This window comes from Psychrobacter sp. (assembly GCF_049295055.1).
Classification (GTDB): domain Bacteria; phylum Pseudomonadota; class Gammaproteobacteria; order Pseudomonadales; family Moraxellaceae; genus Psychrobacter.
The window spans coordinates 190,083-211,131 of the sequence record NZ_JBAQQF010000076.1 but is presented as its reverse complement, the minus strand read 5'-3'; the positions used below and the strand labels follow the sequence as shown (position 1 = coordinate 211,131).

General features: G+C 41.5%; 15 protein-coding genes. 7 read left to right on the top strand and 8 right to left on the bottom strand.

The window, feature by feature from the left end; genetic code table 11:
* Positions 1 to 18 precede the first annotated feature (18 nt).
* The 4 genes from WAZ74_RS11895 to WAZ74_RS11880 all read right to left on the bottom strand — a co-directional run bounded on the left by WAZ74_RS11895 (position 19) and on the right by WAZ74_RS11880 (position 5,564).
* Positions 19 to 1,215, bottom strand: a complete 1,197-nt coding sequence (locus tag WAZ74_RS11895; RefSeq protein WP_422308508.1) for an ABC transporter permease — start codon at positions 1,213 to 1,215, stop codon at positions 19 to 21.
* A complete protein-coding gene (locus tag WAZ74_RS11890; protein WP_422308507.1) occupies positions 1,215 to 2,519 on the bottom strand; it encodes an ABC transporter permease in 1,305 nt (434 codons plus the stop codon). The genes WAZ74_RS11895 and WAZ74_RS11890 overlap by 1 nt, the downstream gene beginning before the upstream one ends.
* Before the next feature lie 3 nt (positions 2,520 to 2,522).
* The gene (locus WAZ74_RS11885) at positions 2,523 to 3,737 is read right to left on the bottom strand and encodes an HlyD family secretion protein (protein WP_422308506.1); all 1,215 of its coding nucleotides are present in this window, start codon (positions 3,735 to 3,737) and stop codon (positions 2,523 to 2,525) included.
* A 123-nt stretch (positions 3,738 to 3,860) separates the two neighbouring features.
* Positions 3,861 to 5,564, bottom strand: a complete 1,704-nt coding sequence (locus WAZ74_RS11880) for a TolC family protein (RefSeq protein ID WP_422308505.1) — start codon at positions 5,562 to 5,564, stop codon at positions 3,861 to 3,863.
* 636 nt (positions 5,565 to 6,200) lie between these two features.
* Here WAZ74_RS11880 and glpK point away from each other — a divergent pair.
* The 4 genes from glpK to WAZ74_RS11860 all read left to right on the top strand — a co-directional run bounded on the left by glpK (position 6,201) and on the right by WAZ74_RS11860 (position 11,024).
* Complete coding sequence (glpK, locus tag WAZ74_RS11875) at positions 6,201 to 7,802, top strand: glycerol kinase GlpK (protein ID WP_422308504.1); 1,602 nt, start codon at positions 6,201 to 6,203, stop codon at positions 7,800 to 7,802.
* A gap of 469 nt (positions 7,803 to 8,271) precedes the next feature.
* The gene (locus WAZ74_RS11870) at positions 8,272 to 8,742 is read left to right on the top strand and encodes a glycine zipper domain-containing protein (protein WP_422308523.1); all 471 of its coding nucleotides are present in this window, start codon (positions 8,272 to 8,274) and stop codon (positions 8,740 to 8,742) included.
* A gap of 349 nt (positions 8,743 to 9,091) precedes the next feature.
* The gene (locus WAZ74_RS11865; RefSeq protein WP_422308503.1) at positions 9,092 to 10,117 is read left to right on the top strand and encodes an endonuclease/exonuclease/phosphatase family protein; all 1,026 of its coding nucleotides are present in this window, start codon (positions 9,092 to 9,094) and stop codon (positions 10,115 to 10,117) included.
* Positions 10,118 to 10,331: 214 nt separating this feature from the next.
* Positions 10,332 to 11,024, top strand: a complete 693-nt coding sequence (locus tag WAZ74_RS11860) for a TetR/AcrR family transcriptional regulator (protein WP_422308502.1) — start codon at positions 10,332 to 10,334, stop codon at positions 11,022 to 11,024.
* Positions 11,025 to 11,177: 153 nt separating this feature from the next.
* Here WAZ74_RS11860 and WAZ74_RS11855 read toward each other — a convergent pair whose 3' ends face one another.
* The 3 genes from WAZ74_RS11855 to WAZ74_RS11845 form a co-directional block, all read right to left on the bottom strand.
* Complete coding sequence (locus tag WAZ74_RS11855) at positions 11,178 to 11,951, bottom strand: hypothetical protein (RefSeq protein ID WP_422308501.1); 774 nt, start codon at positions 11,949 to 11,951, stop codon at positions 11,178 to 11,180.
* 297 nt (positions 11,952 to 12,248) lie between these two features.
* Complete coding sequence (locus WAZ74_RS11850) at positions 12,249 to 12,395, bottom strand: hypothetical protein (protein WP_422308500.1); 147 nt, start codon at positions 12,393 to 12,395, stop codon at positions 12,249 to 12,251.
* A 299-nt stretch (positions 12,396 to 12,694) separates the two neighbouring features.
* The gene (locus WAZ74_RS11845) at positions 12,695 to 13,159 is read right to left on the bottom strand and encodes a hypothetical protein (protein WP_422308499.1); all 465 of its coding nucleotides are present in this window, start codon (positions 13,157 to 13,159) and stop codon (positions 12,695 to 12,697) included.
* 579 nt (positions 13,160 to 13,738) lie between these two features.
* Between WAZ74_RS11845 and aceE the strand changes: the two genes are divergently transcribed.
* Both aceE and WAZ74_RS11835 read left to right on the top strand, forming a co-directional pair.
* Positions 13,739 to 16,561: a pyruvate dehydrogenase (acetyl-transferring), homodimeric type gene (gene aceE, locus WAZ74_RS11840; RefSeq protein ID WP_422308498.1), complete on the top strand. Its 2,823-nt coding sequence runs from the start codon at positions 13,739 to 13,741 to the stop codon at positions 16,559 to 16,561.
* 22 nt (positions 16,562 to 16,583) lie between these two features.
* Positions 16,584 to 18,335, top strand: a complete 1,752-nt coding sequence (locus tag WAZ74_RS11835) for a 2-oxo acid dehydrogenase subunit E2 (protein WP_422308497.1) — start codon at positions 16,584 to 16,586, stop codon at positions 18,333 to 18,335.
* A gap of 209 nt (positions 18,336 to 18,544) precedes the next feature.
* On the opposite strand, the gene WAZ74_RS11830 is transcribed toward WAZ74_RS11835, so the two are convergent.
* Positions 18,545 to 19,180, bottom strand: a complete 636-nt coding sequence (locus WAZ74_RS11830) for an OmpW/AlkL family protein (RefSeq protein WP_422308496.1) — start codon at positions 19,178 to 19,180, stop codon at positions 18,545 to 18,547.
* Between the two features lie 822 nt (positions 19,181 to 20,002).
* Between WAZ74_RS11830 and WAZ74_RS11825 the strand changes: the two genes are divergently transcribed.
* Positions 20,003 to 20,983, top strand: a complete 981-nt coding sequence (locus WAZ74_RS11825) for an ion transporter (RefSeq protein WP_422308495.1) — start codon at positions 20,003 to 20,005, stop codon at positions 20,981 to 20,983.
* Positions 20,984 to 21,049 lie beyond the last annotated feature (66 nt).

Sequence of the window (21,049 nt, the reverse complement as noted above, 5' to 3'; positions counted from 1 at the left end):
GAATTTTAACTTTCTAAGTTAATAGGCAGTTTTACTTTGCGAAGTAAACCAGCGCACAAACAATAGCAGCAAGAAGTAAAATAACCACAGTCCTGCCAATGCATAAAAGCCCGTTGCAACTTGCGCGACACTGGCCCCCATTTGGTTCAGCTGAACTGAGGTGTTGATGCCAGGCGTTGTTGGTAATAACCAGCGAGTGATTTGTAAAAATTCTGGAAGTTGGTCAGCCGGCCATGGGTAACCACTGATAAAAAACATCGGTAGCGAGCTGAAAATTAATATTTGCATACTACGCTCACGCTGGCGAAACCAGAGTCCCACTATGCAACCAAGCGTCGCCACCGTCGGACAAAACAGTAGCAGGAATAATAGACTGCCAAGCATATTTTGACCACGTGGATAATGATGTAGCTCGAATGCCCAGCCATAATAAAAGCAGCCAATAATGAAGCTGAACATACTCAGCGCCGCAATACGCCCAAGCCAGCCGCGGATACTGGTTTTATGACGACGGCGCTCATACCAAGTGCCAACTAGCATTGCGGTCGACATCAAAAGTGTTTGTTGTAAAATAAGAATAGACACTGCAGGCACAACGTAAGCGCCATAACCTTCTGTTTGATTATATAAAGGAATAATCTTTAATGGCACTGCTTGGGTGTTGGCGGCGGCGGTAGCTAAATACGCCCCTTGTGCCACGCTCTTTTTAACTTCAATGCCTGCTGATACGGTACTAACTGCCTGTAAAAACCCCATTTGGACGTTTTTATTTAATAGAAAATAGCCACCGTTACCGAGGACGCTGACGCTAGCCGCCTTCCCTGATAATACTTGCTGTTCAATTCCACTTGGAATAATCATATAACCAGCGATTTCATCTGTCCACATGGCATCGATGGCTTGTTGCTCATTTAAAAAGCGTTTTGTATCTAGCAGTGGGCTGGCACTTGCGTAGCGGACGATGGTTTGTGACAAATTACTATTATCTTTATCAACAATACCGACAGGTACATGGTTAACGATTTCCGTTGAATACGGCCAAGGATAAAAGAAGCCATAAATAATAGGCGCAATCATCAATAGTAACAGTACGCCTTTATCGGAAAAAACATCTTTGATCGTCTGTAAAAAGCTGCCAAAAAAGCTTGGTGATGACGAAGTTTCTGTGGAGTCTGATGTTGTAGTAGATAAGTTATCTTTTGGTGATAATGACATTAGCGTGCCCCCCAACGTTCAGGATGCGCCAGTGCGCGTTTACTCAATAAAACGGTTAGGAACATAGCAACAAGTGTCGCTATAGTGAGCCCATAGACAATGGGTAATGACACAGCAACAGGCGCTTGCATCTGTAATTGCGCAATGTGTAGCTTAAGATAATGGGTGAGCGGCAGCGTATCTGACCAATGTTGGGCGCTGTCACTGATGGCTATATAAGGGAAGGTAACACCTGCAAACGCATAGGAAGGCGCTGAAATAAACCCAGTGGCTGACAAGCCCATACGTAACGAATATGAGGCTAAAGTCAAGATTGCCCCAAGCCAAAATGATAGCATCATCAATAGCACCAGACCGAGATAAGTGGCAATGATAGAGCTGATGGCAATGGCTTGCTGCGGCGCTGCAAGCCATATTGCTAGTATTGACCATATACTATAAGCCAATATCGGCCAAAAGTACTTGCCTAATAGGCCAAATATTAATACTAAAACACTCACATCTTTCGGTGTTTGTAATTGAGTGCTTGCCGTGTTGCCTGAGGTGTTAGCGTCAGTATTATTAGACGGCAACGATAAGTTAGGTCGACTACCATCAATAAATCGATACCAGCGACCGATTCGCTTGTCACGCAGCTCACGGCCGATAGTTGTCGCACCGACAACCATTGCCAAAATATGTAGTAACGCAGGAATGACCGTTGACGCTAAGAATTGCTGATAGTCGGTCGCCGCATTAAACAAGCTGATGCGTTGAATGTTGATAGGTGAGTAAGCAATCGCCGCTTGTGATGGTGCCATTCCTTTTTTAACCAAACGCTGTATCTCAACGCCTGCTGATAATGTACCGATTACGGACTGTACGCTGGTTTGAATAATGCCAGAGTGGGTACCGTATTGAGCATTTACTTGTAGGACGATAGGTGCGGGTTTACTTGATGAGATATTGCGAGAGAAATCTTCGGGGATAATAACCACGGCATAAATATCACGTTGCAAGATAGCTGCTTCCGCCGCAGCAGGCGAGTGATAAAGCTGCTTTACGGTTAAGTTGGGATTGGCTTCCAAATAACGCAGCGCAGTATTGGCTACAGGCCCGCGATCTTTATCAATGACGCCAATGGGTAAATCTGTGATTTGGATTTGCGAAAAAATCCACCAAATCAATAGCACAGTAGCCAATGGTATCCAAACCACCATGCTAAAATCCCAAGGATTTTTGGCTAAAAAACGGCGCTCGTAGGCAGCACTGCGTAAAAAAGCATTACTTAGCCGACTCAGCCTATTTAGCATGGTTAGGCGCATGGCTTACTCTTGGTTCTGATTAACAAGGGCAGGGTTGATGCTTACAACCACGCTCATGCCCGAGCGAATACGTCTATCAGGCGCTGTCGGTCGCGCTTTAACTTCAAAAGTACGAACATCAAAACCATCATTATTATTGGTTGGACGCCACGTTGCGAAGTCAGATAACGTAGAGGTGGCGTAAACCGTAAACTGCTTAGTATAAGGTTTCTCAGGCGACGATAAAGCAGGAATAGTACCAGTAAAGCGCTGACCAATCGCAAATTGATTCAAGTACGTCTCAGTGACATTCAGTACTACCCATTGGTCATTGGTATTGACCAAAGTGAGTAAGGGAACGCCTTGACCAATCACTTCGCCTGCATTGACAATGACAGTATCTACCACACCAGCAATAGGGCTTTTTAAATTCGCTTCTTCTTTTGCTACTAGAGCTTCTTCTAGTTGGGCGTCGACTTGCGCGACTTGTGCTGTTGCAGCGGATTTATCTTCACTGCGAGCGCCTTCCATTGCCAACTCATATTGCAAACGTGCGGCCTCAGTTTGATCTTGAGTAGCCAAATACTGCGCATAGGCCTCATCGCGTTTTTGCCGCGCCATCAGTCCTTCTTCATAAAGCCGATTGACACGCTGATAAGTATTTTCTGCCAAATCAGATGCCGCTTTGTTGGCTTGCCACGCCGCTTTTGCTTGGGCAATCTCTTGTGGACGAGCACCATTTTCTGCTTTATCTAATTGACTTTGTGCCATTTGTTTGCCGGCACGTGCTTGATTAATCTTAGCATTGATCTCAGGGGAGTCCATCTCAATCAGCTGCTGACCAACCGTAACCGCATCACCTTCTGTGACCATAATTTGCGCAATACGTCCCGGTACTTTTGCAGCGATGGACGTTTGCTGCATTTGCATCTGCCCTTGCAAGGTAATAATCTCAGGCTCGCTGTTTTGATTGCTCTTGTACAAACCATAAGCGATGGCACCCAACACAATCAGTACCAAGAGCGCTAAAACTGCCTTTTTTATTATCGCAGATTTATCAGTTTTTGCTGAATCGCGCTTATAACTAGGGACTGCTTGCTCTAGCTCTGGTTCAACATCAGTTACATCCACCACAGGATCAATGGGCACCTGCTCATTATGAATATCGCCTGATTCGGTTGATGGGTCTGAGTCGTTTAGTTTGCGTGAGTCGTCTGATTCGTTTGTAGATTCAGTCATGACAGTGAGATTCCTAAAGCAATAAAGTCGGTAATAAGCAGAATAAGTCGTTTGTTATTTACTATTTTTAAAATTGTTTGCTAATAGAGTGTCATGCTTGTTTGAGGCGATCTATTAGGTATGTTATTTCTCATATAAGGTTGGCAGCCGAATATCGGCAGCATTGAGATAAGCGTTAAAGGCGAGAGGTGTACCGCAGCTCTGCATAAGGGCTGCGAGTGATTGTACATAAGTGTTCGCCGCTTGCGCTTGTTCAGTACGGGCTTTGAGAGATTGCGTTTGTGCCTGTACCACATCAATAGGAGTATTTAGACCTTCTTGTAGCCCTAATCGCCGCAAACGCAGTACTTCTGCGGCCAGCTCAACGTTACTCTGTAATGCCTGATAACGTGACTGAGCATTATTGACATCGTGCCAGTTTTTTTCGACCAGTAATAATAGATTGTCGCTGACTTCGATCTCAGTCAAATCAGCTTGGCGTATTTTGGCATTACTTGATGCCAATGTTGCGGTTTTATCGAGTCCACCCCATAGTTTCCAGCTTGCGGATATACCGGCGACCCAGCTAGGATCTTTTTCGATTTGTCCATAACCATATAGCATGACGGTAGGCTTATAACCTGTATCGGATAGCGCATGTAGCTGTTGCGCCTGCGCACGTTTGGCAGCGACTTTCTGTAGACCTGGGTGATTGGTGAGTGCCAAATCCTGAAAGTAATTTACATCTTGGAGAGGGCTGCTCGAGACAAATAGCGGAGTTGAGGGTTTGATGCGATACTCAGTACGCAATAGGCGCTGTAAAGCCATCATTGCCAGACGCGCATCATTATTGGCATTTACGGATTCGCTCTTTGCATCGGCAAGCGCAGATTGTGCTTCTAGGCGATCAACACGTGAGATAAAACCTTCCTCAAAAAGCCGCTGTGCCATATGGTCAACCTGCTGCACGGTACCATAAGCATCTTCGCGTAGATAGGCGGCAATAATGGCCAATTGCGCCTTAAAATAACGCTCGATTAAGGTGTTATAAAGCTCATTTTTATCTAATAGGCTGTCTGCTACCGCTTCTTGGGTGCGGGCATTAGACGCACCTGTTAAAGCGGTCGTGCGCCCAGCGGTATAAATGGGCCATACCACACCAAGACCTGCGCCTGTCGTTGAGCCTGAGCGCTTCAACTCATAATTGTCTGGGATACGCTCACCAACCAGTTCACCAAAATTTGGTAAATCCGGAATAGGTGGGATGATGTTATCAACACTAGTATTAATGTCGTTGACGATGCCGTTTTTGAGTGTCGATAAATCAACATCTGCGTCCAAATTGTAAGTGCTGGCGGATACGCGTGCAAATACAAGTGGATTGTCTATGGTTTTGAGCGCATCAGTTTCATATTCGCTAGCGGCAATCGCTGCTTGGTTGGCAGCAATCTTTGGTGACACTTGCAATAAGATGTTTTGTGCTTGTTCAAGGCTTAAAAGGCTAGACACTTCTACTGGATAGCTATTATCAATACTTTTATGAGTGATCGGATCGATAAGGGTAGTCAAACCCTTTTTATGCTTAACTTGGTCAATCTCACTGTTTGTGGTAGCTATATTTGTATTGTTTGCATTGACTACATTGCTCGCATTTTGAGTATTGAGTTGATTGTCAGCATCGATAATCTGTGTCACATTTGTCACATTGACTGCTGCTACTTCATTTTGCGACCCAGTATTTTGTGAATCAATCGTATTGTCGTTAGCGCTGGCGGAGGGTGACGCAGCTATGCTCATGAGCGTAATGGTCATCACAGCAGTAGACAGAGTCGATAAAGCAAATTTCATAAGATACATAAGCCATTAATTAGAATGCAAGGTATTTATAATCACGTACAGCATATAAGCGGCATCAGTCATAGTAAGTATTAGGTAGAATAGGTGCTAAAAATACCTATTACTAATTGCTTATATTAACCATTGTCATAACGTTTCAGTTATAACGCGAGGTCGATATTATAAACTATTAACAAACGCCGATATTTTATTATTAATAACAAAGCGTACACTGTAGTGGCACAATGGTGACGGGTCAATGCTCAGTATTTTCTTGTTCTGCATTGAATAGGTAATATTTTTATGGTAAGCATCTACATTCAAAATAAATAATAATATTATTTTTTAGAAGTCATAAAAAGTTTATTAACTAACTGATTATAGTTTGATATTTTAATAGCTTGTTATATCTGGCTTTCTTCAAACATACAGTGCATATAGCATGGGCAGTACTATTGCATGCTATGTTTCAGCTCTTTATTTTGTTAAAAGGGTAGAGGTTATGTGCAAATATTGCTCATAGTTAAAGTGTTGACTATTAAAATTAACACCCAAAAAAAGGTGTCAATAATACATCTATGACAATAAAGTTTATGACTATAAAGATAGCAATGATAAAAATAAATAAGATTAGACGGGATGTGAGTGATGGCAGGATATATTTTAGCTTTAGACCAAGGAACAACATCGAGTCGAGCGATATTGTACGATGATCATGCGCGTCCAATTAAAATGGCGCAACAGCCGACGACTTTAACTACGCCAAAAGCAGGGTTTGTCGAGCAAGATGCGCAACAAATTTGGCAGACGCAAATTAGCTGTGCGCATGATGTCATCAATCAGGCGGGGCTCCTCGCCACCGATGTCACCAGTATTGCGATTACCAATCAGCGTGAGTCTATTGTCATTTGGGATAAGCAAACGGGTAAGCCTTTAGCGCCTGCTATCATTTGGCAAGACAGACGCACCGCAAGTTATTGCAAAACGCTTGCTTCTGAAAGTGCTACTGGTATGGCTCATAGCGATAATGGCAGTCAGAGTAATATGGCAAGTGAAGTGCAACGTATCACAGGCTTACGCTTAGATCCCTATTTTAGCGCCAGTAAAATCGCTTGGTTGTTAGAGAATAATCCCAAACTGAGGGTGCGCGCTAGTAAAGGTGAAATAGCAGTCGGTACCATAGACAGTTGGCTGATATATAAGCTAACAGGCGGCGAGCATGTCATTGATGTAACCAACGCTTCTCGTACCTTGTTATATGACATTCATAAGCTGGCGTGGTCTGAGGAGTTATGTGCCCTTTTTTCGATACCGATGAATATATTGCCTAAAGTTTTGCCATCTGACGGCGATTTTGGTAAAACTAAAAAAGGACTGTTTGCCAAACAAATACCTATTCATGCAGTATTGGGTGACCAGCAAGCAGCGCTTTTTGGACAAGGCTGCCTTGATGCTGGCATGGCAAAGAATACTTACGGTACGGGTTGCTTTATGCTGATGAATATCGGTCAGACACCCAAACTTAGTGAGCATAAACTACTAACGACCATCGCTTGGCAACGAAAATCTACGCTGACGCGTCCAGAGAATTTATCGTTTGATCAAATTGTCCAGTCAAGCAAACGTATATTACAGCCACCAAAAAAAGAAGTGACTTATGCCTTAGAGGGCAGTGTATTTATGGCAGGCGCAATCGTTCAATGGTTGCGTGATAATCTAGGTATGATTAAACAAAGCAGTGAGGTCGAGGACTTAGCGCGGCAAGTTGATAGCAGTGAGGATGTCGTATTAATCCCTGCATTTACAGGGCTTGGCGCCCCTTATTGGCGCTCGGATATCAGCGCCAGCATTACTGGTATGAGTCGCGGCACTACCAAAGCCCATATTGCCCGTGCGGCGTTAGAAGCCGTTGCCTATCAGACTTATGATGTACTGATTGCGATGCAAAAGGACAGTCCTCATCCACTGACTGAGTTAAGAGTGGATGGCGGTGCTGCGAATAATGATTTGCTAATGCAGTTCCAAGCTGACTTACTTGGTGTGCCTGTACTGCGCCCAAAAGATACAGAAATTACTGCTAAAGGTGCGGCGTTATTGGCTGGCTTAAAAACGGGTCTATACGACGAATCAACAATGCAAGCCTCATGGCAAGTCGATCGAATTTTTGAGCCTACTATGTCTAGTGATGCCCGTGAGCAGCATCTTAATAAATGGCAACGAGCAATTGATAGAGCGTTGAGAGCTATATAAGGAATGGAATACGTTTACTCAATGTAATAACTCAGTTAAAAATTACTTAAAAGGCTATGCTGACCTACAAGACTCCTACAAAGATACAGGCTGTAACGCAAGACCATCGTAATTTGGACATAGTTTACATAACCCATCTATCTGTTCCTACCTATGAATTTATATACTTTAGATGAATTAAGTAAAAGTTAAATAAAAAAGACTGCTAATTTTCTAGCACTAAATAAATCTAATAGATAATAAATCATTTAAGGATAATATTATGAATAACGATGGCCGTATTACAGATCCTAATAATCGTGTAGTTGATGAAGACTATCTTGAAGTAGGTGATAGAGAGCGCATCCTCGACGATAACGAACGTAGATTAACAGGTAGCGATCATACGATAGATAATAGAGTCATTAGACATGAAGACGACAATATTATAGAAGATCATGATGGTATTGACCGCAGCGCAGTAAAACATATGTCGAAAGAAGCGAAAAAAGATTTGAATGCTGACATCATTACAGGTGAGCCAGGTTCACATCCAGTAGGTACTGGTATTGGTAGTCTAGGCGGTGCCGCAGCAGGCGCAGCTATTGGTACAATGGCAGGTCCACTAGGTACATTAATTGGTGGTGCTATTGGCGCTATCGTTGGTGGCGGTGCAGGTCATGCAGCAGCAGAAGCGATTGATCCAACCCGTGAAGAAGCTTACTGGCGTGCAGAGTACGCTAATGCAGATTATTATAAAGAAGGTTATGATTTTGACCGTGATTTACATCCAGCCTATGCGGTAGGTTATGCTAACCGCGGCCGTTATCCTGCCGATGCACGCTTTGAAGATCATGAGTCTGATCTAGAACGTTCATGGAATGAAGTAAAAGGTGAGTCACGCATGGAATGGAACGATGCACGTAGAGCATCACATGATGCATGGAGCCGTTTATCATAGGCCGTCTATTCCATTAATTAATTATTGAATAGCAGAGATAGGTTAGCCTTATTTATATATAACTAAATTATGTATAACTAAATTAAGTACAACTAATAGCGTATTTAATTTAAGTAAGTAAACAATGCTAAAGCTTACTATCTCATTACTAGATTTAGTTCGATTGTAGGTTCCCTATAATACAAAGGCAAAATAATCCAGTTTTATGCTATTTTAAAGCTTCCAAAGATTTCTTTGGAGGCTTTTTTGCTGTATATTAATATGTATGAATATAGATAATGTAAATATAGCTGATTGTTAAAATTAGCTATCGGAAATAACGCTTAAAAATAATAATAATAGGTAATTTATGACCAGTAATATTGAAAATAACCATAAACAGTTTTATATAGCGACTGCTAACTTGCTTAATTTTGCCAATCCTAACCGACTTTATTATCCAAATGCACCCGCTTATAGTAATCATGAATATGAACATAAGCTGCGTGGCATCACTGACTTATTAGCAAAAGCTCATGCTGATATTATTGCAGTACAGGAAGTATGGGACAGCAATGCACTTGAAGCATTGGCAGTGTCATTGGGTTTTAAACCTGAACATGTGGTGATACCGTTAGCAAGTAATGATAGCGCAAGTCCATATACACAAGGTAAAGGTGCGCAAAATACGCCTGCAGTCGGCATCATTAGTCGATTTGAGCAATTAGAAAGTAGCTTGCTCGAAGATATCGCTCCAAAGGCGGTGATTGATATCCCTGATATTGGTGCTTATCAGCGTTTTAATCGTCCGCCGCTCGTATTACGTGTTAATGCATTTGGACAACCGATAACCATTATTACTGCACATCTAAAAAGTAAACGTGCTTTTTTCTTACGTGATGAGGCGGGCAATCTTTTAGAAGATATGGATGATCCAAATATCCGAGTCCGCGCTAAGCTTCGCAGCTTATGTATGCGTGCCGCAGAAGCAGCCTCTATTCGTATGTCTGTTATAGAGCGCTTACGGCATACTCGTGAGCCATTAATTTTGTTGGGTGATATGAATGATGTTACTGATAGCGTCACCACTCAATTAATGACGGAAACTGGTGAAGTTAATTACGACAAAAGTATGCGTGACGTTGCACTGTTTGATGCGGCTCGTATTCAAGCGCGTTATGGCTGGATGAAGGATGTGGCATATACCCACATTTATCAAGGCATGCCAGAAGTGATAGATCAGTTATTTGTTTCGGAAGAATTTTTATCTGATAGTAAGTTTTCGCTTGCTCAGGTGGAACGAGTTGACTATTTTAATGACCATTTAAAGTGGGATTATGCAGATAGAGTTATTGATCATGGTATTATAAGAGCGAAAATAAAGCTTCACAATTAACTTTGTTTTCTAGCTAATTGATGAATTATTTTTTAACCCATTCATGTCCCTTGCTTGATAGTGTGCAAGCGTTTATCATGCTTCCTCGTTGAGTATAGTAGCGGTACTATTAGCCCAAATTATCGGCTGATAGAAGTGGTCCTTCGATTTAGGACGCATACTATCCGATGAAGACTATATTTATAAAGATAGGGCGTAACATAAGAGAATTATAATGAGTGAAAATAAAGACGACAAAATCGAAGATGTACTGGTAGATTCGGAGCTGGCAAAAAAGCTAGTACCCAATAAATTTAAATTTACCAGTCAGCAAGGGCGCGCACGCCGTCAGAAGTTATTGATGGGTGCTAAGAAATTGAGTGAAACTCAACCTATTAAAGATATCACTTTAGCTGCTGTGTGTGAAGAAGCTGGTATTCCAAGAGCCTCTGCTTACCATTTCTTCCCTAACATTGAAGCAATATTCTTAGCATTGCGTTTTTTGAATGCGATCGATATCTTAGAAGTGTTAACGACGGTCGAAACGGCTAACTATGATAGATGGCAGGGCTATTTAACCGGACTGATTGATCGTTGTGTGAAAATTTTTGATGAAGACGAGACTAAAGCTAAACTGATCTATGGTACCAATACGCCTGATTTTGTCGGTGATAGTTTTGGCGAGCATATGGACAATCAAGTTGTTCAGTTGGTCTATAAGCGCTTATCTGAACGTTATGAAGTACCAAAGTTCGAAGATATTCAAGATGTATTATTGATTACCTTTAGCATTATTAACGCTATCTTTACCGTATCTTATCGCCGTCATGAGGGCATTACAGATAAGTATTTACAAGAAGCGAATACGGCATCTATCGCTTATTTACGTTGCTATCTACCAGAAAAGCTGCCAAGTAAAAACCGTTAATGTTTGTATTGAGTTCTGAAGATAAATATTATGTATAAAAATCCGACAGTTATGTTGGATTTTTTATTGCTGTTTTTTATTAGGAAACCTTATTAAGAGTCTTTAGAAATAGCAGTGGATTAGTACGCGGAAAAATTGTCGTTCTTAATGTAGTTATATTTTATCGACAGTCGGTAGTATCTGACCGGCACAGCGATCGGCGATCGCATCTAAAGGCGCGTATTGCTTATAGTAACGTACGATAAGATCTTGCAAGGCGACGTTTGTTTTAGAGTCATGATTATTGACGTATGCCTCGCGTGCTTGCTCAAGCCAGCGGTCAGCCATGCGGAATTGACTGCCTGACTGAGGTGAGCCATGCTCGCATTGGTCAGTCGCTGCCCATATTAATGCCACTTCACTAAATGCTATCTCACGGGGAGCGCTTACAATACCGCCACTGTCTTTGAGGGCGCTTAAAGTCGCCCACAGATCAGGTCGCATTAGAGCGGATGTCGCAGGTATGTCTTGAATGAGGATGAGGTCTTGTTCCGTCCCATTTTTTAACGCTTGCAAGATAGTTTCTGCAGCCTCTGCTGCTTGTAGCCCAGCCGGTGAGCGGCTATTCATGCTGTCTTTATGCATGGCATAGCTAAGCCAAGCTTGCGCTTTGTAGGCAAAGTATTGTTGATATGCTGTCATGTTTGTTTGCTGATAAGGTTGTAGCTCTGCCAACATACAACTCATAGCGCGCTGCTGCGTACTTTGGTTTTTATAAGAGGGTGTTTGAGCATCAGCCTGACAATAATCTGCGTTTTTTATAGTACCAATTTGAGTTGGAGAGGGCACGGTTGATACGCAAGAAGCCGTTGATAATAGCAACACAGCTGATAATACGGTATAGATAGGATTTTTATAAGTGGCTACTTGAATAGCAGAATGAAGCATAATGTAAAAACCTTGTTAAAAGCTGATAAGGGTCAGTGCTGGCGATTTTTGATACTGATTCTATCGCTTATTAAATACTATAGTCAATTTACTTTAAAGGGGTTTGGTATTGCTGGATTATATTTCCCGAAGTCTTTGTCTATCTCTACACCGCAAGCGAGGAAAATTTATATCAGCAGCACATTGCCATACAGCTGCTTCTCTTATTTTAAAGAGGCTATGTTTATCATTTGGTGGCATCAATAGCCCAATAACGCTCACATTGCCGTCAGATGATAACACGGTAATGCGGTGATATTATAAAGTAGAATTGGTGGTCGAACGCTTGTTTTTACGAGGGTCATCACGCTTGAATAGTTCTTCATCAAATTTGAAGCGCAGTCTAAAGTAAGCACCTTCTATAGTTGTATCATCATAAGCGATATCTTCATCTTCAAAGCCCATGAAGTTATAACCAAGCGATATTCAAGCTTGGCAAGCTGATTGCTATCATAATCGCGGTAGGTGAGAACAAGGTGTTTTCTTTGACATATTGAAATTCTTGTCGACTTATTAGTTCAGCAAGTTTATCTCTGCTATTTTTTTAATATAACTCAATTTTTCATAGTGCTAATAGAAATCATCATCGCGGCAAACCAATAGCAAGCTATAGTTAAAGGTATTTAATTTTTCTTATAACTTTACGGATAAAAATAAAAAGTAGGTCAAAGGTTAAAAAAAGGGGAGAGTAAAGTGTAGATCGATCAGTTAACAATGGTATTAAAAGCAACGGCTGCAGACTTCTGTGCCGGTAATAGCTTGATATTCCAGCGCAGAGTACGGTATTCAGAAAATGGGATTCTGACCATTTTCCCATCGACTTTGCGTACCAGTGGCATATCCATATAGTTCCTACCATCAATACTGGCTTGGGCGCTTGATGGATTTGCGTCACCGGTAAAAGTCATATTGGCAGGTATAGGTAGCACAACTGCTAAGTCTAGAATGTCTTTATTGATAGTATTGCTATAAGTTGCTTTATACTGAATAACAGTACCCGCTGGAGCTGTACGAACTGGTAAATAAGTGGTTTTGCCTTCGGCAATTTTGATAACTTGGTTGGCTGTTAAATCCATTTTTAAAGCATCACTTGCATGAGCAGTACTTAATAAAAATATTGATGCTAAGCTAGTTAATAATGCATTTTGTAGAAAATTAAAGCCTGTCATATAATGTTCCTTGCTGAAGACTTTGATTAATATATCAATTATATAGATAATTAAAATTTTGTATATAATATGTAAGTCACTATATTAAGCATTAATTTTGTAAAAATCTTAAAAAGCTGACGAATGGTAGTTTTAGTAGGATTAATTACAGATATATCATTAATCCTACTTTATAGTTTGACGAGAATCAATTTACTGATGCTGTTCTCCTATAAACATTTCTAAAAACATTAATCACTATTTATTTCAAAAATGCTTGTCATATCATCATTTCTTTACAGCCATAAACAATTCACTGATAAACGCCTATAATAGATTGCCATAATCATTTAATGACTGAATAGACATAGTTAAGTGTATATTCTGTTTTATAATTATGCTTATTCAACACATATGCTAATCTACAGTACCACTATTTTGTATAGCATAGCTGTATATAAACCACATAAGACAATGGAATGCTTAGATGCAGCAAGGAAGTCATCAAGTAAATCTTTTACTCATTAAAATATGTATGACACTCTAATTTAATAACACCTGCCGCTATGCAGGGTTGACTGATAAAAAGGATTGATAAAGATGAATTATTACAAGGATGCTGATAGCACCGAAACCCAAGAATGGCTGGAAGCTTTTGAGTCTGTTGTCAAACATGCTGATAAGGATCGGGCGCAGTTTTTATTAAAAGCGTTATATAACATGGCGGTACAAGAAGGCTTGCCATTTAACCGTCTTGATACCGCTTATATCAATACCATCGCCGTTGAAGATGAACCAATGTATCCAGGTGATTTGACCATTGAGCGTAAGATTCGTGCTTTGATTCGCTACAATGCCTTGGCAATGGTCATGCGTGCGAACAAAAACGATGACGATTTGGGTGGTCACTTAGCGACATTTGCCTCAAGTGCGACTCTTTATGAGACCGGTTTCAACCATTTTTTCCGTGCTGCGAGCGATCATTTCGGCGGGGACATGATTTATTACCAAGGTCACTCAGCACCTGGTATCTATGCGCGCTCTTATCTAGAAGGTCGCTTGACTGAAGAGCAGTTAGAAAACTTCCGCCGTGAAATAGGCGGAAAAGGCTTATCAAGCTATCCGCACCCGTACCTAATGCCTGATTATTGGCAGTTCCCGACCGTTTCGATGGGCTTAGGTCCTATCATGTCGATTTATCACGCTCACGTGCATCGCTATATGGAAAACCGTGGATTGTTAGAAAAAGAAGGCCGCAAGATTTGGACGTTCTTAGGTGATGGCGAGACTGATGAACCAGAAAGCTTGGGCGCTATTTCACTTGCTGGTCGTGAGAAGTTGGATAACCTCATATGGGTTGTCAACTGTAACTTGCAACGCCTTGATGGTCCGGTGCGTGGTAATGGTAAAATCATTCAAGAATTAGAATCAGTATTCCGTGGTGCAGGCTGGCGAGTCATTAAAGTCGTTTGGGGTGGTAATTGGGATTCGTTACTCGATAAAGATCATACCGGTGTCCTTAAACACCGTATGGAAGAAGCGGTAGACGGTGAATATCAGTTATATGAAGCACGTACCGCTGAGTTTACTCGCGAGCATTTCTTTAATAAATATCCTGAATTAAAAGAAATGGCAGACGAGTTAACTGATGAAGAAATCTCACGCTTGAACCGTGGTGGTCATGATCCAATGAAGGTCTATGCGGCCTTTAGTGAAGCCATGAAAACCAAGGATCAACCAACCGTTATTTTGGTCAAAACGGTTAAAGGTTATGGTCTATCTACGCAAACCCAAGCGGTGAATAAATCGCATCAGGTTAAAAAACTTGATCAAGAAGGCTTAATGTATTTCCGCGATCGCTTTGATTTGCCATTTACCGATGAGCAATTAGAGACGCTACCGTTTTATCGTCCAGCCGAAGATTCAGCGGAGATGAAGTATCTTAAAGGTCGCCGTGAAGCATTAGGTGGTCATCTGCCAAATCGCCGCAGTGGTCATATTCCATTGAATATTCCTGATATATCGATTTTTGATCGCGTTTTAAAAGGCAGCAACGGCAAAGAGCAGTCGACCACCATGGTGTTTGTGCGTCTGCTAGCTGCTATGTTAAAAAATAAAGACATTCAAGATCGTGTGGTACCTATCGTACCTGACGAAGCGCGTACTTTTGGTCTAGAAGGCATGTTCCGTCAATTGGGTATTTACTCGGCGGTTGGTCAGAAATATACCCCAGAAGATAGCGAAGCTTTGATGGGCTATAAAGAAGCCATCGATGGTCATATGTTAGAAGAAGGCATCAACGAAGCTGGCGCAATGAGTACGTGGATTGCCTTAGCAACCAGTTATTCTGTCAACGCGTTACCGATGATTCCGATGTATATCTACTATTCAATGTTCGGTTTCCAACGTATTGGTGACTTGGCTTGGGCGGCAGGTGATTGTCAGGCTCAAGGTTTCTTACTTGGGGCAACAGCAGGTCGTACCACGCTAAATGGCGAAGGCTTGCAGCATCAAGATGGTCATTCACAAATCCTATTCAACGTCGTACCTAACTGCGTCACTTATGACCCATGTTTTGGTTATGAGCTGGCAGTGGTAATGCATGACGGTCTGCGCCGGATGTATGGTGAAGGTGAGCGTGTTTATTATTACTTGACGCTAATGAATGAAAATTACGACCAGCCTGCGATGCCAGAAGGCGCAGAAGAAGGCATTAAGCGTGGTATGTATTTACTTGAAGATAATGGCTCAACTCAAGTACAGCTATTAGGTTCGGGTGTTATCTTACGTGAAGTTCAAAAAGCGGCGCGTATATTACAAGATGAGTTTAACATCACCGCCAACGTTTGGAGCGTAACCAGCTTTAACGAGCTGACTCGTGATGGTATGGCTTGTGATGATTACAATCGTCTGCATCCTATGGAAGAAGAAAAAGTTTCATGGATCACTGAACAACTTGCGCCTCATGAAGGTGTGGTCGTTGCAGCAACAGATTATATGCGTAATTATTCAGAACAAATCCGTGCATGGTTACCTGATAATCGTCCTTATACCACGCTTGGCACCGATGGTTATGGTCGTTCTGATACCCGTGAGAATCTGCGTAGCTTCTTCCATGTCGATGCGGCTCACATCGTCGTTGCAACGCTCAAACGCTTGGCAGATGAAGGCGAAGTTGAAATGCGTTTGGTAAAAGACGCAATTTCAAGCTTCGGTATCGAAGCGGATCAAGCACCTGCATGGCAGCAACAGCCTCATTATGATCACTTCCCAGATGCACCAGCACCAACAGCTGAACACATCAATCCAAACCCAGTACCTGAGTTTGTCGCTGAAGATGATGAAGAGATAAGCAGTGAAGGTCGCGCTGAAGACAAAGCTGATGCAGCCTTGCTCAATGATGATGACGTCAAAGAAAAATAACCATAAGACAAGGAGAACAAGGATGGAAATTAAAGCCCCCGATTTGGGTGTCGATAGTGCCGAAGTCAGTGAAATTATGGTTGAAGTTGGTGATGTCATTGCAAAAGACGACAATATTATCCTGATTGAATCTGATAAAGCCTCGGTGGAAGTACCAAGCTCTGCCGCTGGTAAAGTCACTAAAATTAACGTTGCGGTTGGCGATCAAGTCAGTGAAGGCATGGTGCTGATCGAGCTCGAAAACGATGCTGAATCTGATACTGATAGTCAAGATACTAGCCAAACGACTGATGAAGAAAGCAAAGAAGTGCCTGTAGCTGATAAGCAGAATGAGCCGCAGAGTCCTCAACAAGAAGAGAAGCAAAACGATACTAAAGCGGCTGAGTCAAACGATTCTAAACCTACCAAAAAATCAGGCGTAGCGACCACTCATGCGCTACCAGATTTAGGCGTTGATGAAGCTGAAGTGTCTGAAATTATGGTTAGCGAAGGCGATATGGTCAGTGCTGATCAGTCAATCTTGTTGATTGAGTCTGATAAAGCGTCGGTTGAAGTACCTGCTCCACAAGCGGGTAGGATTGAGAAAATACTGGTCAAAGCTGGTGATATGGTTGCTAATGGCCAAGACTTCATTATTATTGTTAGTAATGACGTTGCTGCTGGTAATGATGCAGCGGATACGTCTGACGTTCAAGAAGCGTCAACCAGTAAGCAAGCTGCTGCGTCTGAACCGCAAACTCAGACGACAGGTGAACCAAAACAAGCACCTGTTAAATCAGTATCTGTGACAAATAATGTTGCTGCGAGTAAAAGCGATAGTAAATTAACCGAATCTCAGGTTAATGCTAAATCGGCTGAAGTATATGCAGGTCCTGCGGTACGTAAGCTTGCGCGTCAATTAGGTGTGGATATCACGCAAGTGAATGGTTCAGCTTTGAATGATCGCATCTTAAAGGAAGATTTGTTTGCGCACGTCAAAAGCAGCATGAATACCAAAAGTACAGCACCTGCTAGCGGTACTGCAGTACGTTCAAGCCTACCAAGCTTGCCTGATATGAGCAATACCGAGATTTGGGGTGAGACGGAAACACAAGATTTAACGCGTCTACAAAAAGTGTCGATACCGCAGCTCAATTACAACACTTATCTGCCGCAAGTGACGCAATTTGATTTGTCTGATATTACGGAAACTGAAAAGCTACGGGGTGAGTTAAAAGGTGGCATGAAAGCTGAAGGGATTGGTCTAACCATTCTTGCCTTTATCGTCAAAGCGACTGCTTATGCACTGACGCAACATCCACGCTTTAACAGCCATTTAAGCGATGACAATACGCAAGTTATTCTACGTAAAAGTGTCAATATGGGTATTGCGGTAGCTACTGACGATGGTCTGATTGTACCAGTTATTAAAAATGCACAAGATAAAGGTATTAAGCAAATTGCCATTGAAATTGGCGAGTTGGCAGTTAAAGCTCGCGATAAAAAGCTCAGCACTAAAGATTTACAAGGCGCTAGCTTTACGATTTCAAGCCAAGGTATCTTAGGCGGTACGGCATTTACGCCATTAGTTAACTGGCCACAAGTGGGTATCTTAGGCGCTTCAGAAGCCACTATGCATCCACATTGGAATGCGTCCAAGCAGACTTTTGAGCCACGTTTAATGCTACCATTGTCGTTATCTTATGACCACCGTGTTATTAATGGTGCTGATGCGGCCGTATTTACGCGTTATGTTGCAACTTTGCTTGCGGATCCGCGTCGCATTTTGCTATAGGTTTTATGGCTATTTAAACCGATATGAATAACTTAAACCAATATGAATAACTAAAAGTATGAATAATGAAAAGACTGTCTACGGATGGTCTTTTTTATATTTGTTATTTCATCAAATTATAGACAAATGACAGACATAAAGAAGCCAGCTATTAAGCTGGCCTCTTTTATTCATTATTCGCTGTCTTCAATATATAGTAATAGAATATATTAGAACTGTTTTACAAAAGCAACGCCGTAAACCCAAGGGCTGATATCTACTTCGCCAATATCAGCACCATTTAACTTAGCATCTGTTTTGATATCCATATAGCGGGCATCGATACGGAAAGCTTCCGTTGCAGCAAATGGGATATCAAGACCGATATGACCAGCAACACCCACGCTATCGTCAAGTTTTAACTCAGAACCTGTAGTATTATTAAGTTTTTCTTTAAAAAAATTGGTGTAGTTCACACCAACACCAATAAATGGTTTTGCATTCATAGGCATGTTATAGCCATCGAAATGATATTGTAGTGAAAGAGTCGGTGGTAGATGCTGAGTCTTTGCATCAAGCTTCTCGCCGGTAGCAACATCTGTTAGTGTAATGTCATGATGAAATGGAATCGCAGCTAGTAATTCGATACCAATGTTATTAGCGATAAAGTATTCACCACTAATTGTTGGGCGTACATCACCGTCAACTTTAACTGCTATTGCACCATTTGCTAGAGTACCATTATCACTCTTAGGATCAACATAGTGAGCACCAGCAGCTACTGACCAAGTGCCAGCAGGTACAGCAAAAGCAGTGGTCATAGTAAGGGCAGTGGCAGCGGCTAAAACTAGGGACTGTAGTTTCATCGTTTAATTCCTCAACGTGGTAGATGATTTTTGGTAAATTGCTAATGAGGGATGACATTAGTTACCGATACTCAATGCTAGGGTTATGGATTAACCCGTAACACTATAGTTGTATTATAGTACAAAAACCTTAATAAAAGTAAGGTTTTGAATAGAAAGCGGACATATTTATATTTTAAGTTACAATCAGATTCACTAAGATAAGATAAGTTAGAGATGGATAGTTAAATCACTGTTATCATTTTAACGCTGCATTTTTCACCGCTATTATATAAAGGTTGATAAAGGAATCGGTTACCTATTATGCTCGGCTACTGTAGTAATTCGCCGCTTCGCTGTGAAAATGCCCGCTCAGTCAAGCTGTTAAATCAAATAGACTGTTGCTGCCCAAAGTGTGGCCTTTTTTTGTTACCTGCGCAAAACTTAAGCAATCAATTACGGGCAGATGAGCAATCTTTACGCTGTGCTTTTATTACGATTGCCATTATATTAGTAGTGGCGACCCATATTTATTATATATACTTTGTATAATAATGGCGTTTGATGAATAAGATAGCCGTATTAGTCTTAATATAAAAATAGGCTGCGGTTAAACGACGCTTTAAGAGAGTCTTAAAATAAATATCATAAGATTTCCTTAATTTTGATGGATTTTTCTATCATTCATCAATAAATTAACGATTGAGTAATGTTTTTTATGAAGAACTAATTAAATGATTATCTGTGTGTCCATTAGACAATTTTTTTCACACCCCAAAATTACTTTTCTTAAAACCAATTTTTTATCAATATAAGACCGGTGTTACACCGCATAGGGACGGCATGCTATTCCAATCTATACGGCGCTTGCGTCTTTTTGTTTATAATATTTTGCAAAACGATGAGCACGATACGCTCTTTAGTCGCTATGTAGATTATTTCCTTATTTTTTTAATCATGGCGAACGTTACTGCGGTCATCGCTGAGTCTGTTGATAATTGGTATTACCCTTATCAACAATACTTTACTTGGTTTGAAAACTTTTCAATTGTGATATTTTCTGTCGAATATTTGCTACGTTTATGGAGCGTTGCCGAAGCCAAACCAGCCAATACCACTTGGCGTCAGCGTTGGGATTGGTTGAAAAGTCCATCGGCATTGATTGATGTCATTGCGATTGCACCGGCATTTTTAAACTTCTTTGTCAGTATCGATCTACGTTTCCTACGTATTTTGCGTCTGTTTCGAATTCTTAAACTTACCCGTTATTTTGCCTCATTACGTATTTTATTGGTGGTTCTCAGTAAAGAAAAAGGTTCATTTCAAGCGGTTATTTTTATCTTAGTGATTATGATTGTGACAGCATCTAGCGGCATCTATTTGGTAGAAAACCATGCGCAGCCAGAAGAGTTTGAATCGATACCGAAAGCGATGTGGTGGGCGGTAGTGACGCTTACAACTGTAGGCTATGGCGATGTGACGCCAATTACCAATGCAGGTAAAATATTGGGTGCGGTCATTACTATACTAGGTGTCGGTCTAGCAGCGTTACCTGCAGGTATTTTAGCCACTGGTTTGGCCAATGAGCTTAGTCAGCGCCGCGAAGAGCTTGAGCAAGACTTTCGAGGACAGTTGGTCGATAGTGATTTTGATTTGGTACAAAATCAGATGATGATTGAGAAAATACGCCGAGAGCTCGGGTTGGATAAGGAGCAAGCACAGGATATTGTGCTGCAAGTGCTGCGTGAGCAAGAGCTCGAACGCCGTGAAAAAGAAGTACGGAAAAAGAATTTTTGCCCACATTGTGGTGAGCATTTAGAGTAAAGCTGAGTCAATAGCGTGCAAAATCAATACTCAAACGTTTCTAATGTATTAACACTTTCTAATATA